A 14,115-nucleotide genomic window follows, 5' to 3' on the forward strand; every position below is an offset into this window, starting at 1 on the left:
GAGGAAATGGGCACAGGTGGCTGCGGCTAGGTGAGGGCTAGGGGAAAATGTCATGGCGGTAAAAGGCACAAACGGTTCAGGCAAGGGGCCTGCGCGCGCCGGGACCGCACTGCGACGGGCCGACGGGTCCACCGCTATGCACGCCGAGCGGCCGGAGGAGATCCGCAATGTCGCGCTGGTGGGGCATTCGGGGGCAGGGAAGACGATGCTGGCCGAGGCATTGCTGGCTGCCACCGGAGCCATTGCCAGGATGGGTTCCATTGCGGACGGGACGACAATTAGTGACTCGGACCCCGCGGAGATCCACCAGCAGCGGTCAGTGTCGCTGTCCGTGGTTCCGGTGGTTTTCAGCGACGTCAAAGTGAACCTGCTCGACACGCCCGGCTACGCGGATTTCATCGGCGAACTGCGGGCCGGACTGCGCGCCGCGGATGCTGTGCTGTTCGTGGTGTCGGCCGTGGACGATATCGATGCGGCCACCGTTGCACTATGGAACGAGTGCGAAGAAGCCGCAATGCCCCGGGCCGTGGCGATCAGCCGGCTGGATCATCCCCGGGCCGATTACGCCCGGGCGCTCGCAGCTGCCCAGCAGGCATTCGGCGAGGCCGTCCTGCCGCTCTACCTCCCGGTGGGGGCCGCCGGAACGTTCACGGGATTGCACGGGCTGCTCTCTGGCACGGTGTCGGAATACCCGGCCGGGGAGCTGCAGCATATCCAACGTGCCGCGACCGAGGACGAAATTGCCGCGGCGGAATCCGCCCGAGGTGCGCTGATCGAGGGGATCATCGCCGAAAGCGAGGATGAGACGCTGATGGACCGCTATCTCGGTGGTGAGCAGATCGCCGAGGAGACCCTGATCGCGGACCTGGAGACCGCCGTCGTCCGTGGTTCCTTCTTTCCTGTCATTCCGACCTCCGCTGAAACAGGCGTGGGCACAGCCGAGCTGCTCCGGGTGCTCGTACAGGCTTTCCCCTCGCCGGTTGAACGAGACCTGCCGGCGGTGATGAACCTCTACGGGAAGCCGGCCCGTGCGCTGAACTGCGACCCTGCCGGTCCGCTCGCCGGCGAGGTGGTGCGGACCAGCAGTGATCCGTTTCTGGGCCGGGTCTGCCTGGTGCGCTTGTTCTCCGGCACACTACGGGAGGACACTGCTATCCACGTGAGCGGGCACGGTCTGGCCGAGCGGGGCCACCAGGACCATGACAGCGACGAGCGGGTCACGCATCTGCATGCTCCGGTCGGGTCGGCACTGCAGGCCGTACCGTTCGCCGTGGCGGGGGATATCTGCGCGCTGACCAAGGTTGGAAACGCCGAAACCAGCGACACGATCTCGGCCAAGGACACGCCTTTGCTGATCGAACCGTGGTCCATGCCGGAACCGCTGCTGCCGGTGGCGGTCGAGGCAGCGTCGCACGCTGATGAAGACGCCTTTGGCCGCAGCCTGGCAAAGGTGGCATCGGGGGATCCGACGCTGCGGGTGGAGCGCAACGCCGAGACCGGCCAACTGGTGCTGTGGTGCATGGGTGAAGCCCACGCGGACGTGGTGCTGTGGAGGCTGGCCGACCAGGGCGTCCAGCTGCAGACGGTCAACGTCATCACACCGCTGCGGGAGACCTTCGCCGAGCCGGCCAAGGGGCATGGGCGGTACGTCAAGCAGTCCGGCGGCCACGGCCAGTTCGCCATCTGCGACATAGAAGTTGAACCCCTTGGACGCGGGGCAGGGTTCGAATTTGTCGACAGGATCGTCGGGGGCGCGATCCCCGGGCAGTTCATCGGGTCGGTGGAGAAAGGCCTGAGAGCACAGCTGCTCAAGGGCGTTTCCGCGGGGTTCCCGGTTGTGGACATCCGCGTGACGCTGGTCGGCGGCAAGGCGCATAGCGTCGACTCCTCGGATGCCGCCTTCCAGTCCGCCGGGGCGCTGGCTTTGCGTGAGGCTGCGGCGGCGGCGCGCATACAGCTGCTGGAACCGGTGTCCGCCGTGACCGTCATGGTGCCGGACGAATACGTCGGCGCTGTGCTCAGCGACTTGTCGTCCCGCCGCGGTCGGGTGACAGGAACGACGTCGGTGGGCGGCGACCGTACTGAAATCAGCGCCGAAGTGCCGGACGAGGAATTACTGCGGTACGCCATCCAACTGCGCTCGCTGACCGCAGGCACCGGCACCTTCCGGCGCGACTACCTGCGGCACGAGCCGGTGCCTTCCACTGTGACGCCGGCAGCTGTCGGCGCCTAAGACCCCTACTCGAACCGGGAGGGATCGCCCATGCCGCGCCGGACAACCTCGGCGCCCCCGCCCGAGAAGTCGATCACGGTGGTCGGCTCGGCACCGCAGTCCCCGGAGTCCACCACGCCGTCGACAACGTGTTCAAGACGTTCCTTGATTTCCCACCCCTGCGTCAACGGCTCCTCCTGGCCGGGAAGCAGCAAAGTGCTGGAGAGCAACGGTTCGTTGAGCTCGGCCAGGATCGCATGGACTACTTTGTTGTCGGGAATGCGGACTCCCACGGTTTTCTTCTTCGGATGCAGCAGCCGGCGCGGAACTTCCTTTGTCGCCGGCAGGATGAAGGTATAGCTGCCAGGCGTGACCGACTTGATGCTGCGGAAGACGTCATTGTCGATCAGGACGAATTGACCGAGCTGGGAAAAATCCTTGCAGACCAGGGTGAAATGGTGCTTGTCATCGAGCTGGCGGATGGTGCGGATCCGCTCCAGCGCCTCCTTGTTGCCCAATTGCGCGCCCAGCGCGTAACAGGAATCCGTGGGGTATGCGATCAGCCCGCCCGACTGCACCAGGTCGACGATCTGCCCGACGGTGCGCGGTTGTGGGTCCTCAGGATGAACATCAAAGTATCTCGCCATGGAACGAGCTTACGGACCAAGGGCGTCAGATGCACTCGCCGGAAGTGGGTGACGGCCGCCGTGGTTGTCGGTATGTTGTTCCCATGGCCAGCGAAGCAACGACGCTCACGGTTGAGGGACCCCACGGCGAGCGGGAAATGCGCATTTCCAGTCCCAGCAGAGTGTTATGGCCCGAACTCGGCCTGACGAAGCTGGATCTCGCCCGGTACATCGCCGACGTGGGCGAGGCCTTCGTCGCCGCGAACGGGGACAGGCCCGTCTCCCTCCAGCGGTTTCCCGAGGGGATCGACGGCGAAATGTTCTTTTCGAAGAACCCGCCCAAGGGTGTGCCCGAATTCGTGCGGTCCGTGAAGGTGGTGTACCCCAGCGCAAGATCGCACCCCCAGCTTGTTATCGATGAACCTGCCGCCGCCGTCTGGGCAGTGCAGATGAACACGATCGTCTTCCACCCCTGGCCCTCGCGCGCCGGGAACTCGGACAATCCGGACCAGCTGCGCATCGACCTCGACCCGCAACCCGGGACCGACTTTGATGACGCCGTTCCCGCCGCCCTGGAACTTCGATCGGTACTCGCCGAGGCCGGGCTGACTGCCTTCATCAAGACGTCGGGCAACCGCGGGCTGCACGTGTTCGCACCGATCGAACCCACCCGCGAGTTCCTGGATGTACGCCACGCGGTGATCGCCGCCGCCCGCGAACTGGAACGCCGCATGCCGCAGCAGATCACCACCAATTGGTGGAAGGAAGAACGCGGAGAACGGGTGTTTGTGGATTTCAACCAGGCCAACCGGGACCGGACCATGGCCGGTGCCTATAGTCCGCGGGCCTTGGCCCACGCTCCCGTTTCCTGTCCGCTCAAGTGGGACGAGCTGGAAACGGCGGACCCGAAGCAATTCACTATCGCCACGGTTCCTGACCGGCTCAGGACCACCGGCGACCCGTGGGCGGACATGCACGCCAGTCCCGGCACCATCGACGTGCTCTTGAAATGGTGGGAGCGAGACCTGGCGGCAGGGCTCGGTGAGATGCCGTTCCCGCCCGATTACCCGAAGATGCCGGGTGAGCCGCCGCGGGTGCAGCCGAGCCGGGCGAAGAAAAGCTAGCGGCATCCGGGATGGCTGCGAACGAGCTGGCGTTCATTGCCACCAACGATCTGTGCGCGACCACCCGGGGCCGTTCAATGCCGTTGCCGGAACTGGATATGGAAACAGGCTGTGGCTGGGTTCCGGCAAATCTGGGCGTGCACGCTTTCGGGCAAATAGCCCGGGACAGTCCGTTTGATGCCACCGGTGATCTGCGGTTGATTCCGGACGAGCGCTCGCTCACACGGATCGCCGGGCTACCCGGCAGACCGCCCATCACTGTGGTTCTTGCGGATATCACCCATATGGACGGCTCCGAGTGGCCCTGTTGCCCGCGCACCTTCCTGCGACGCGCCATCAGGGATCTCAGGGAGGAAACCGGACTGAGCGTTTTTGGCGCGTTCGAGCACGAATTCATGCTGGTGACCGACGAAGCGCCGGAACCGCCGATGTCCCTTCAGGCCATGCTCCGGGCCGAACCGTTGGGGAGCGAACTGGTGGGAATCCTCGCGGCTGCCGGGCTGCAGCCTGAGAACTGGCTCGCGGAGTACGGCGCCCACCAGTACGAGATCACCGTCAAGGCCACCGATGCCTTGACCGCCGCCGACCGCGCGGTGCTGCTGCGTGACATCGTTCGGAATCTTTTCCATGCGGTTGGTAAGCATGCCAGCTTTGCGCCGCTGCTGGATCCGGACAGTGTTGGAAACGGCGTCCATGTCCATTTCAGCCTGAGGGGCCTGGACGGCAGGCCCGTGATGCATGACATCACCCGGCGAGGCGGTATATCAGCAGCCGCCGGGTCCTTCGCCGCCGGAATCATCCGCCATGCCCCGGCCATCGTCGCCTTCACCGCCGCCAGCGAAGTCTCCTACCTGCGGCTGGCACCCCACCGATGGTCTGCCACGCACGCGTTTTTGGGCAACCACAACCGCGAAGCCATGATGCGGGTGTGCCCCACTATGCAGACGGGTGGCCGGACGCCGGCGTCCCAGCTGAACCTCGAGTTCCGGGCCGGAGACGCAACCGGCAACCCCTGGCTGGTCATGGGGCTGCTGATCCGGGCCGGATTGGAGGGAATCCGGCAACGGTTGGAAGCACCGGCCATTCTGGACCGCCCCGTGGAAGAGTTCAGCGACAAGCAGCTAACGGCCGCAGGTATCGCGCGGCTGCCGGCGTCATTGCCGGACGCACTGCGGCACCTCGGCTCGGACCAGGTTGTCCGAAAGTGGTTTTCCGCCGACTTCCTGAAGGTATTCCAAGCCGTCCGGGAGGATGAACTCCGCCTGCTCGACGGCCTGGACCCTGCAGCAAAGTGCAAGCTATACGCCGATGTCTATTGATCCTGGGGATGGGCTGGACGGCGGTGCCCTGATGGACGGCGTACCGCTCATCGACCACCACTGTCATGGCGTTGTCAGCGCTGACCTGGACCGGGCATCTTTCGAAGCCCTGGCGACCGAATCGAACTGGCCCGCCCCTAAGGGCACAACTACCTTCGACTCGCAGCTCGGCTTCGCCATCCGCCGCTGGTGCGCGCCCGTGCTGGACCTTGAGCCGCACGCCAGCCCGGAGGCTTACCTCGAGCAGCGCTCGCGGTTGGGCGCCGGCAACGTGAACCGGCTCCTGCTCAGCGCCTCCGGCATCAGCACCTTCCTCGTCGACGCCGGGATTCGAGAAGACTCGCTGACCTCGCCGGAGCAAACCGCGGGTTTGGGCGGCGGCAACTCAGGGGAGATAGTCCGGCTGGAACGCCTTGCCGAACAGATCACCAAGCAGGGCACCACTCCGTCGTCGTTCATTGCCGATTTTGAGCTGGCCCTGGAAACAGCGGCCAAGGATGCCGCAGGGCTCAAGTCCATTGCCGCATACCGTTACGGCTTGGATTTTGAACCCGCCGCGCCTTCAGAGCACGAGGTCCGGGAGGCGGTGGGCAGGTGGCTGGGCAGGCAGAATCCGGAAGCCGGCGGGATGAGGCTGGATGAGCACGTCCTGTTGCGTCACGTCCTTTGGGCCGGTCTAAAGCTGGGCAAACCGATCCAGTTCCATGTGGGCTACGGTGATGCCGATGTGGACTTGCTTCGCTGCAATCCGCTGCAGCTGACAGGGTGGCTCAGGGCCACGCGGGAATCCGGCGTGCCGATGATGCTGCTGCACTGCTACCCGTACCAGCGCGAGGCCGGCTATCTGGCGCAGATTTTTCCGCACGTCTACGTGGACGTCGGTCTGGCGGTGAACCACACAGGTTCCCGCTCGGCAGCGGTCATCGCCGAATCCCTCGAGCTGACCCCCTTCCACAAGGCATTGTTCTCCACCGACGCGCTGGGTCTCGCGGAACTCTACTACCTGGGTGCCGGCCTGTTCCGACGCGGTTTGGCACGGACAATCGCTCAGTGGATTAACGACGGCGATTGGTCCCGCCGCGATGGTGAACGCGTCGCCCGGATGATCGGCCATGAGAACGCCGCACGTGTCTACGGAACCGAGCCGTAGAAATGCGTGTCGGGGCCGCGGAGCAGCTGGTTAGGAAGGGTTGCTCTGGTCCATCCACCACTCGGTGAAGGATCGAGCCCTGCCCTCGGCCGTTAGCTTGATCACCCACAGGTTGCTGTAGGTCGGCCCGTCCCGGTAGACCGTGGTGCCCTGGATAATCGACACGTCCGGGGTGGAGACCAGTTCGGACCATTCAAAGGCGGCGCTTCCGGGTTCATCTTTCTTGCCCAGCCAATTGGCCACGATCTCCTCGCGTCCCCGCCAGGGCGCCGCCCACGGATCGGTCCGGTACTCGGCGTCCTCGGTAAAGAGCGCGCGGATATTATCCGGCTCATTCGATCCCCATGCCTGCCTATATCCCGTGATCCATGCCTCAAGATTGCCATTCATGGACCAGTTGTACTGCCCGCGGCGTCGCGCCACAAGCCCAAGGATCCGCCGCTTCCCTGGCCTATGGTGGCCGGACCGTGTTTGTCGCCGCTCCGGCGGCATCTACAATCGGTAAGCGCCGCACCCGCAACTGAACCAATCGCTGCCACCGGTGCCATCAAACCCAAGGCTGCGGTCCTGCTGGCGGCCATCCTGAACCTGGTGGGCGCCTTCCTGTCCACCGAGGTGGCCCAGACCATCTCCGGCGGGCTGATCAGGGAGGCGAGGGCGGAATCCAGATCAGCCCAGTCATGATCTTTGCCGGCCTGATCGGGGCCATCGTGTGGAACATGATCATGTGGCTGCTGGGGCTGCCGTCGAGCTCCTCGCACGCCTTGTTCGGCGGCCTGATCGGCGCCGCCATCGTCGGTGCCGGACTCGCCGCGGTGGACTACGGCGTCGTTGTCTCCAAACTTCTGCTGCCGGCGCACCATGGGCTCGGGGCTGACCGAGGTGAAGCCGGCGCAGGGTTTCACCACCGAGACCTCCACCGCGTATGCCATTCTGGCGTCGTCGCACTTGGGTTTACCCTCTCCACCACGCAGGTCGCGTCCGGCTCCGTGATCGGCTCCGGGCTGGGCCGCAAAGGGGCCAAGGTCCGCTGGAACACCGCGGGCCGGATCGGTATCGGCTGGCTGCTGACCCTTCCTGCCGCCGGCGGCGTCGGTGCACTGGCTGCGTGGGTGGCCCACCTCGGCGTGGCGGGCATCATCATCGACGCAGTCGCGGGAATCCTGATCATCCTCGGAATGTACGTCGTTTCCCGACGGTCCAAGGTCGGCCATGACAACGCCATCAGCGACGTGGACCAGGCAGGCGAGGTAGTCAAGATCAAGCGCAAACGCAAGAAAAAGAAGGACCGGCTGGAGGCAGGACAATGAGTATCGACTGGTTTGCTTTTGTTATTGTCGCCGTCGCCACGCTGGTGGCTTCCATGATCGTGGTCGGGTTTTACGGGCTGGGCGTGCGACTGCTGGCGGTAGCCACGGACGCCGTTCCAACGCGGCAGCCCGTGGTTCGGCTGGGCGCATATGCCTGCTTTGCGGTGTGCGTTGCCGCCGTGCTGTACGGCATCTATCTGATCGTGCCTGCTTTTCACTGACGAACCGGGCTAGCATGAGCCCATGGCACGCACGCTCTACTACGTTGCAAGCTCGCTGGACGGGTACATCGCCGACGAAAACGACAAGCTGGACTGGTTGTTCCGGTTTAACGACGCCGAAGGCGTGGCGGACACCTACAGGTCATTCATCGCCGGTATCGGCGCCATTGTCATGGGCTCCCAGACGTACAAGTTCATTCTGGACCAGGGCGGCGCCGAGGCCTGGGAGTACGGAGAGATGCCTACCTGGGTCTTTACGCACCACGAACTGCCGGGCATTGCCGGCGCGGACATCACCTTTGTCCGCGGGGACATCTCGCTGTTCCACGCGAACATTGTTGCCGACGCCGGGGACAAGGACGTCTGGGTGGTCGGCGGTGGTTCCCTGGCCGCGCAGTACCTGGACGCCGGGCTGCTGGACGAGTTGATTGTCACATACGTGCCGGTCGCCATCGGCCGGGGAAAGAGCCTGCTGCCCGTGGGCTCGGCGACGGAACCTGCCCAGCTGCTTGGCTCGCGGACACTGGGCGCCGGCATGGTGGAACTTAGCTACCGCTTCACCGCAGCCGGTCCCGCGACCGAAGCGGACCAGTAGACGCGGATTTAATCGTTGTTCCTGCTTTACGCGTTGTCCCTGATCATGTTGGTGATGCGGGCGGTGGAAAGCCGGCGCCCCTGGTCATCCGTCATGACCACTTCGTGGACGGTCAGGGTCCGGCCCAGGTGGATGGCGGTAGCCGTACCGGTCACCAGCCCCGCGGCCGCGGCACGGTGATGGGTAGCACCGACTTCGATGCCCAGCGCGTGCCGGTCAGGTCCGGCATGGATGGCAGCGGCGAAGGATCCCAGGGTTTCGGCCATCACCGTGTGCGCACCGCCGTGCAGGATCCCGGCCACCTGCGTATTGCCCTCGACCGGCATGGTGGCAACCATCCGCTCCGCGCTCATGTGCGAAAAAACGATGCCCATTTTCACCACCAAGGCACCGACGCCCATATGCCGCAGCCACGGACGCAGCTCCACGGGTACCCCTGCGGAAACAAGCTCGTCAGTCAAATCCGGTGCTGCCGCCGGAACCGCTTCCGGTGTGAAATTGTCGCTCATGGGAACTAGGCTGGCACCTGTGAGTGAAACTAACAAACCGGTGTCCCCAACCGGCGATACGCTGACGGCCTCGGCCGCAGCCCCTGAAGAAAATTCCAGCCAGGAACGAAAGCGGCTGCTGGTCATCGACGGCCATTCCATGGCATTCCGGGCGTTCTACGCCCTGCCGGCGGACAAGTTCTCCACGGATACCGGGCAGCACACCAATGCTGTGTACGGTTTCACTTCCATGCTGCTGGTCATGATCCGCGAGCACAAGCCGACGCACGTGGCGGTGGCCTTCGACCTTGACACACCGACGTTCCGGGACCAGGAATACAGCGAATACAAGGGCGGCCGGAGCAAGACGCCGCAGGAATTCCATGGCCAGGTGGACCTGATCATCAAGCTCATGGAGGCAATGCGGATCCCCACCATCTCCATGGACGGGTTCGAGGCCGATGACATCATCGCCACCCTTGCCACCCAGGGCGAAGCTGCCGGCTGGGATGTGCTGGTGGTCTCAGGTGACCGGGATGCGTTCCAGCTCATCACGGACAACGTGACGGTGCTCTACCCGAAGAAGGGCATCAGCGACATCCCGCCCATGGACGCCGCAGCTGTGGAGGCCAAGTACTTTGTGTCCCCGGCCCGCTACTCGGATCTGGCGGCGCTCGTTGGCGAGACCGCGGACAATCTTCCCGGCGTGCCGGGCGTGGGGCCGAAGACGGCCGCCAAGTGGATCAACCAGTATGGCGGTCTGGACGGCATCCTGGAGAATCTGGATTCCATCGGTGGCAAGGTCGGTGACGCCCTCCGGGCCAGTGTCGATGACGTCAAGCGCAACCGCCGGCTCAATCACCTGCTCAGGGACATGGACCTGCCGGTCAACTTGGAAACCATGCTCCTGCAGCAGCCGGACCGGGATGCCATCGAGGAACTCTTCGATGCGCTCCAGTTCAACACACTGCGCAAGCGGCTGATCGACACCTTTGGCGGCGAAGAGCGGGTCGAGGACACCGAGGTCCACGCACCGCAGCACGTGGTTCTGACAAACGAGAAGGAACTGGACGACTGGCTCGACAGCACGAACCAGCTCCCGGTTGCCGTGCAGCTGGTCACCGAGCAAACCACAGCAGGGGACGACGCCGTGGGGCTGGCCCTGGTAAGTCCCTCGGCTGCCGCTTACGTTGCCTTTGAGGGCCTCGACGCTGACGCCGAGCGCCGGCTCGCCGAGTGGCTGGAGGATCTGGATGCGCCCAAGGTCATCCACGATTTCAAATCGGCCTACAAGTTGCTCTCCGTCCGGGGCCTCGAGCTGGCGGGCGTCGTTGATGACACGGCGATCTCCGCGTACCTGATCCAGCCGGACCGCCGAAACTACGATCTGGCCGACTTGGCGCAGTACCACTTGAAGCTGTCGGTAGCATCGGCGGTGTCGTCCGGTGGCGGCCAGTTGGAGCTGAGCCTGGGCGAAGACGACGTGGCGGCTCCCGCCGTTGCAAAAGCCTTTGCCTCGCTGGAACTGAGCGAACACTTTGCCGGCCAGCTCATCGAACGCGGCGCGAACCAGTTGTTGGCGGGGCTGGACCTGCCGCTGTCCTGGGTGCTTGCCCGGATGGAATTGGACGGTATCGCCGTCGCTGTGGACAAGCTGGACGGCCTGCTGGACGGCTTCAGCTCCACCATCAATGCCGCCAGTTCGGAAGCTTTCCGCATTATCGGCAAGGAGATTAATCTCGGGTCGCCGAAGCAGCTCCAGACCGTCCTGTTCGACGAGCTGGAACTGCCCAAGACGAAGAAGATCAAGACAGGCTATTCCACGGATGCGGACGCGCTGAATGATCTAATCGCCAAAACGCAGCATCCGTTCCTGGTGCAGCTGCTGGCCTACCGGGATGCCAGCAAACTCAAGCAGACGGTTGAAGGGCTGAAAAAGTCCGTGGCCGAGGACGGCCGCATCCACACCACGTACGCGCAGACCGTGGCGGCGACTGGGCGCCTGTCGTCGAACAACCCGAACCTGCAGAACATCCCCGTCCGTTCCGAAGAAGGCCGCCGCATCCGCGAAGTCTTCATCGTGGGGGAGGGCTACGAAACGCTGCTCACGGCGGATTACTCGCAGATCGAAATGCGCATCATGGCGCACCTCTCCGGCGACGAGGGACTGATCCAGGCCTTCCGCCAAGGCGAGGACCTGCACAGGTTCGTCGGCGCCCACATCTTCGGCGTGGCCCCGGAAGAGGTCACCAGCGAGATGCGCGCCAAGGTGAAGGCGATGTCCTACGGCCTGGTATACGGCCTGAGTTCCTTCGGACTGTCCAAACAGCTGAAGATTTCGGTCGACGAGGCCCGGACGCTGATGAAGGACTACTTCGCGCGGTTCGGGGCAGTACGGGATTACCTGCGCGGCATCGTCGAGCAGGCACGCAAGGACGGTTTCACCTCCACGATTGAAGGCCGCCGCCGCTACCTGCCGGACCTGAACAGCGATAACCGCCAGCTTCGCGAGATGTCGGAGCGCGCTGCGCTGAACGCGCCTATCCAGGGTTCGGCCGCGGACATCATCAAGAAGGCAATGCTCGGGGTCGATGCCGGGCTCAGGGCCCAAAAACTGTCCTCGAGGATGCTGCTGCAGGTGCATGACGAACTGGTACTCGAGGTCGCCCCGGGGGAGCGCGAGACTGTGGAGAAGCTGGTGCGGGAGCAGATGGCGGCAGCGGCCGAGCTGACTGTTCCGTTGGACGTGTCGGTCGGTGTCGGCAGCAACTGGAACGAAGCCGGCCACTAATCCGGATAACTGAAGCCGGCCGCTTGGGCCGGCTTCAGCGGTGCTGTCAGCACCGGGCGGATTAGGGGCTGCGGCTCTCATTTTTGTCCAATTTACTGCCGGTATGGTTTCCCTGATCGTTGAAGCCGGCTACGCCAGGAGAATTGAATTGCTTTTCGGCCAACAGCCGCCTGCCCGCGCGGCCGTCCGCTTCCTTCTGCTGGTTACAGGCCTCATCATGGCGCTGTTCATAGCCGTGTTCGCCCTCCACTACGTGATCCCGTTGGACGAAGCGAAGGAATTCATGGACATCGGGGCGGAGGCCAATCTGCCTACCTGGTGGAACTCCGCGCTGCTGTCCCTGGTGGCGGCGCTGGCCGCAACATCCGCGCTGACTGCCCACGGCAGGACACGCTTCTCCTGGACGGTTATAGCGGCGGCAGCCGCGTACTTGAGCCTCGACGAAGCAGCCCGGCTGCACGAGCGGCTCGCCCGGCCGCTCCTGGCGACAGGACTAGACACCCCGACCTACCCCTGGCTCGCGCTGGGTGCGGTCGTCGGGATTGCCGGTGCCACTGTGCTGATCTTCGCCGGGCGGTCGCTGCCCCGGGAAACGGGACGGCGCCTCGCCCTGGGGCTGGTCTGCTACGGTGCTGGCGCGCTGGGTGTCGAAGCGTTCAACGGCTGGATGCGTCAGAATGGCCCCGATTACGTCTTCTCCGCGGGCTTGATCCTGGAGGAAGGCCTGGAGATGCTCGGCTGCATCATCGCTGCCGGCGCCATCGCTGATTACCTCGCGCGGCGGCTGCAGCGGTCCCGGGATCTGGTGGAAGCGGAAAATGCCCACTAGGCTCGTAAACCGTGGACACCAACGCGGCAACCGCATCCTCGACCCTGCGGATTGAACAATTTCCTGCTGATGTTGAGGGTGGCATTCCCTCGGCCCGGTTCCGGGGCTGGTTCGAGGCCGTCGATGCAGGTTTCCATGAAAGTTCTCTCGAGGCAGCGCACGTAGCCGAATATGCAAAGGGCTACGCCGCGGACAACCGCGTGTTGTGGGGAGTTTACGACGACGAGCCCCGTCCAGGCGTGTGGAGTGCCGATATTCCGGTAGCCACCTACGCCACCATGGTGAACAGCATGAATGTTGGCGGCGGCCGCCTGCTCGATGCCCACCAGATCACCGCCGTTACCGTCCGGCCCACCCATCGCCGGCGAGGACTGCTGCGGCGCTTGATCACCAGCGATCTCGAGCAGGCCGCACGCTCCGGTCTGGGCATCGCGGCGCTGACCGCATCCGAGGCGACGATCTACGGGCGCTTTGGCTTCGGAGCAGCAACTTTCACCCACGAGGTGGAGGTGGACGTCCAGGAGCGTTTCGGCCTCCGCACGCCGTCGGCCGGAACAGTCGAGATGGCGGACCCGGCAGCCCTGCAGCAGCTCGGGCCGGAGATCTTTGCCCGGTTCCACGCCAGGACTCCGGGCTCGGTGGCCCGGCAGTATTCCTACGCGAAGAGAATCTCCGGCCGATGGGGGCATGACAAACCGGAGCCGGACAGGTCGATCCGGGCGGCCGTCCACTACGACAGCAGCGGGATGCCACAGGGATACGTGAGCTACAGGTTCGCCGGTTGGTCCAAGGAACCGTACACGATGAAGGTCGTGGATCTGGTGGCCGCCACCACGGAAAGCTACCGGGAACTGTGGCGGTACCTGGGCTCCATCGACCTGGTGCAGCGGATCAGCTGGTCCCTTGCCCCGGTCGAAGATCCGTTGCCGTGGGCGCTGCAGGACGGCCGGGGCCACACAACGAAAGCAGCCGAAGACGTGCTCTGGCTGCGTATTCTGGATCCGGTCAATGCGCTCCAAGCGCGTCATTACGACGGCGAGGGCCGGCTCGCGCTGGAGATTGTTGATCCGTTCGGGTTGGCTGCAGGCCGGTTCTTGCTGGAGGCCGCCGGCGGAAACGCACGCGTGCAACCGCTGGCACCGGACGACGCGTTGGACCTGAGCGTGGACGTCGATGTGCTGGGCTCGCTTTATCTGGGCGGCGTCAGGGCCGGAACGCTCGCAGCGGCCGGCAGGCTGCCCGGTGCAACCGAGGACGCCGTAGGAAAGCTTGAGCGGATTTTCGCCACCACGGCACAGCCGTACTGCATCACGCACTTCTGAGCAGCGCCTGCCCGGCCGGGAGCCCTGAAGGTAACCGACGCCACGGGCTGCAACGCTTTGACCGCAGTTGGCTCATGCGGCTAGACTTATCGGGCGCGTAATGCGTACGCACTACCCTTTTTATTAAA

General features: G+C 64.5%; 12 protein-coding genes and 1 pseudogene. 10 read left to right on the top strand and 3 right to left on the bottom strand.

Annotation, left to right across the window (positions count from 1 at the left end):
• Positions 1 to 52: 52 nt before the first annotated feature.
• Positions 53 to 2,233 carry an elongation factor G-like protein EF-G2 gene (locus AC5RWO_RS13520; protein ID WP_498731926.1) on the top strand — a complete coding sequence of 727 codons (2,181 nt, stop codon included), beginning with the start codon at positions 53 to 55 and terminating at the stop codon, positions 2,231 to 2,233.
• 5 nt (positions 2,234 to 2,238) lie between these two features.
• Here AC5RWO_RS13520 and AC5RWO_RS13525 read toward each other — a convergent pair whose 3' ends face one another.
• Entirely contained in the window at positions 2,239 to 2,859 is a 621-nt protein-coding gene (locus AC5RWO_RS13525) for an L-threonylcarbamoyladenylate synthase (RefSeq protein ID WP_498731928.1), read from the bottom strand.
• Between the two features lie 83 nt (positions 2,860 to 2,942).
• Between AC5RWO_RS13525 and ligD the strand changes: the two genes are divergently transcribed.
• Genes ligD through AC5RWO_RS13540 form a run of 3 tightly spaced genes read left to right on the top strand, consistent with a single transcriptional unit; the run spans position 2,943 to position 6,431 of the window.
• Positions 2,943 to 3,962 carry a non-homologous end-joining DNA ligase gene (ligD, locus tag AC5RWO_RS13530; protein ID WP_498731929.1) on the top strand — a complete coding sequence of 340 codons (1,020 nt, stop codon included), beginning with the start codon at positions 2,943 to 2,945 and terminating at the stop codon, positions 3,960 to 3,962.
• Positions 3,963 to 3,973: 11 nt separating this feature from the next.
• The gene (locus AC5RWO_RS13535; protein WP_498731930.1) at positions 3,974 to 5,281 is read left to right on the top strand and encodes a type I glutamate--ammonia ligase; all 1,308 of its coding nucleotides are present in this window, start codon (positions 3,974 to 3,976) and stop codon (positions 5,279 to 5,281) included.
• Positions 5,271 to 6,431 carry an amidohydrolase family protein gene (locus tag AC5RWO_RS13540; RefSeq protein ID WP_498731931.1) on the top strand — a complete coding sequence of 387 codons (1,161 nt, stop codon included), beginning with the start codon at positions 5,271 to 5,273 and terminating at the stop codon, positions 6,429 to 6,431. The genes AC5RWO_RS13535 and AC5RWO_RS13540 overlap by 11 nt, the downstream gene beginning before the upstream one ends.
• Positions 6,432 to 6,461: 30 nt before the next feature.
• On the opposite strand, the gene AC5RWO_RS13545 is transcribed toward AC5RWO_RS13540, so the two are convergent.
• Positions 6,462 to 6,821: a nuclear transport factor 2 family protein gene (locus tag AC5RWO_RS13545; protein ID WP_498731933.1), complete on the bottom strand. Its 360-nt coding sequence runs from the start codon at positions 6,819 to 6,821 to the stop codon at positions 6,462 to 6,464.
• 144 nt (positions 6,822 to 6,965) lie between these two features.
• Between AC5RWO_RS13545 and AC5RWO_RS13550 the strand changes: the two are divergent.
• The 3 genes and pseudogenes from AC5RWO_RS13550 to AC5RWO_RS13560 form a co-directional block, all read left to right on the top strand.
• A pseudogene (locus tag AC5RWO_RS13550) lies at positions 6,966 to 7,741 on the top strand (inorganic phosphate transporter); the annotation flags it as partial.
• Positions 7,738 to 7,962: a hypothetical protein gene (locus AC5RWO_RS13555; RefSeq protein WP_498731934.1), complete on the top strand. Its 225-nt coding sequence runs from the start codon at positions 7,738 to 7,740 to the stop codon at positions 7,960 to 7,962. The pseudogene AC5RWO_RS13550 and the gene AC5RWO_RS13555, both read left to right, overlap by 4 nt.
• 22 nt (positions 7,963 to 7,984) lie before the next feature.
• Positions 7,985 to 8,557 (top strand): dihydrofolate reductase family protein, encoded by a 573-nt coding sequence (locus AC5RWO_RS13560; RefSeq protein WP_498731936.1) that lies wholly within the window; start codon positions 7,985 to 7,987, stop codon positions 8,555 to 8,557.
• 26 nt (positions 8,558 to 8,583) lie between these two features.
• Here the strand turns inward: AC5RWO_RS13560 and AC5RWO_RS13565 are convergent, their stop codons facing one another.
• Entirely contained in the window at positions 8,584 to 9,066 is a 483-nt protein-coding gene (locus AC5RWO_RS13565) for a hotdog fold thioesterase (RefSeq protein WP_498731937.1), read from the bottom strand.
• On the opposite strand from AC5RWO_RS13565, the gene polA reads away from it, so the two are divergent.
• The 3 genes from polA (at position 9,065) to AC5RWO_RS13580 (ending at position 13,987) form a co-directional block, all read left to right on the top strand.
• The gene (gene polA, locus AC5RWO_RS13570; RefSeq protein ID WP_498731939.1) at positions 9,065 to 11,836 is read left to right on the top strand and encodes a DNA polymerase I; all 2,772 of its coding nucleotides are present in this window, start codon (positions 9,065 to 9,067) and stop codon (positions 11,834 to 11,836) included. The genes AC5RWO_RS13565 and polA overlap by 2 nt on opposite strands.
• Before the next feature lie 148 nt (positions 11,837 to 11,984).
• Positions 11,985 to 12,665 carry a DUF8692 domain-containing protein gene (locus AC5RWO_RS13575; protein ID WP_498731941.1) on the top strand — a complete coding sequence of 227 codons (681 nt, stop codon included), beginning with the start codon at positions 11,985 to 11,987 and terminating at the stop codon, positions 12,663 to 12,665.
• A gap of 11 nt (positions 12,666 to 12,676) precedes the next feature.
• Complete coding sequence (locus AC5RWO_RS13580) at positions 12,677 to 13,987, top strand: GNAT family N-acetyltransferase (RefSeq protein WP_498731942.1); 1,311 nt, start codon at positions 12,677 to 12,679, stop codon at positions 13,985 to 13,987.
• Positions 13,988 to 14,115 lie beyond the last annotated feature (128 nt).

It is taken from the genome of Arthrobacter sp. B055-34 (assembly GCF_059090425.1).

What these genes read in the sequence shown, in the direction of transcription:
- AC5RWO_RS13520 (WP_498731926.1), top strand. Translation starts at nt 53, where the DNA reads ATGGCGGTAAAAGGCACAAACGGTTCAGGCAAGGGGCCTGCGCGCGCC.
- AC5RWO_RS13525 (WP_498731928.1), bottom strand. Translation starts at nt 2,859, where the DNA reads ATGGCGAGATACTTTGATGTTCATCCTGAGGACCCACAACCGCGCACC.
- ligD (WP_498731929.1), top strand. Translation starts at nt 2,943, where the DNA reads ATGGCCAGCGAAGCAACGACGCTCACGGTTGAGGGACCCCACGGCGAG.
- AC5RWO_RS13535 (WP_498731930.1), top strand. Translation starts at nt 3,974, where the DNA reads ATGGCTGCGAACGAGCTGGCGTTCATTGCCACCAACGATCTGTGCGCG.
- AC5RWO_RS13540 (WP_498731931.1), top strand. Translation starts at nt 5,271, where the DNA reads ATGTCTATTGATCCTGGGGATGGGCTGGACGGCGGTGCCCTGATGGAC.
- AC5RWO_RS13545 (WP_498731933.1), bottom strand. Translation starts at nt 6,821, where the DNA reads ATGAATGGCAATCTTGAGGCATGGATCACGGGATATAGGCAGGCATGG.
- AC5RWO_RS13555 (WP_498731934.1), top strand. Translation starts at nt 7,738, where the DNA reads ATGAGTATCGACTGGTTTGCTTTTGTTATTGTCGCCGTCGCCACGCTG.
- AC5RWO_RS13560 (WP_498731936.1), top strand. Translation starts at nt 7,985, where the DNA reads ATGGCACGCACGCTCTACTACGTTGCAAGCTCGCTGGACGGGTACATC.
- polA (WP_498731939.1), top strand. Translation starts at nt 9,065, where the DNA reads ATGGGAACTAGGCTGGCACCTGTGAGTGAAACTAACAAACCGGTGTCC.
- AC5RWO_RS13565 (WP_498731937.1), bottom strand. Translation starts at nt 9,066, where the DNA reads ATGAGCGACAATTTCACACCGGAAGCGGTTCCGGCGGCAGCACCGGAT.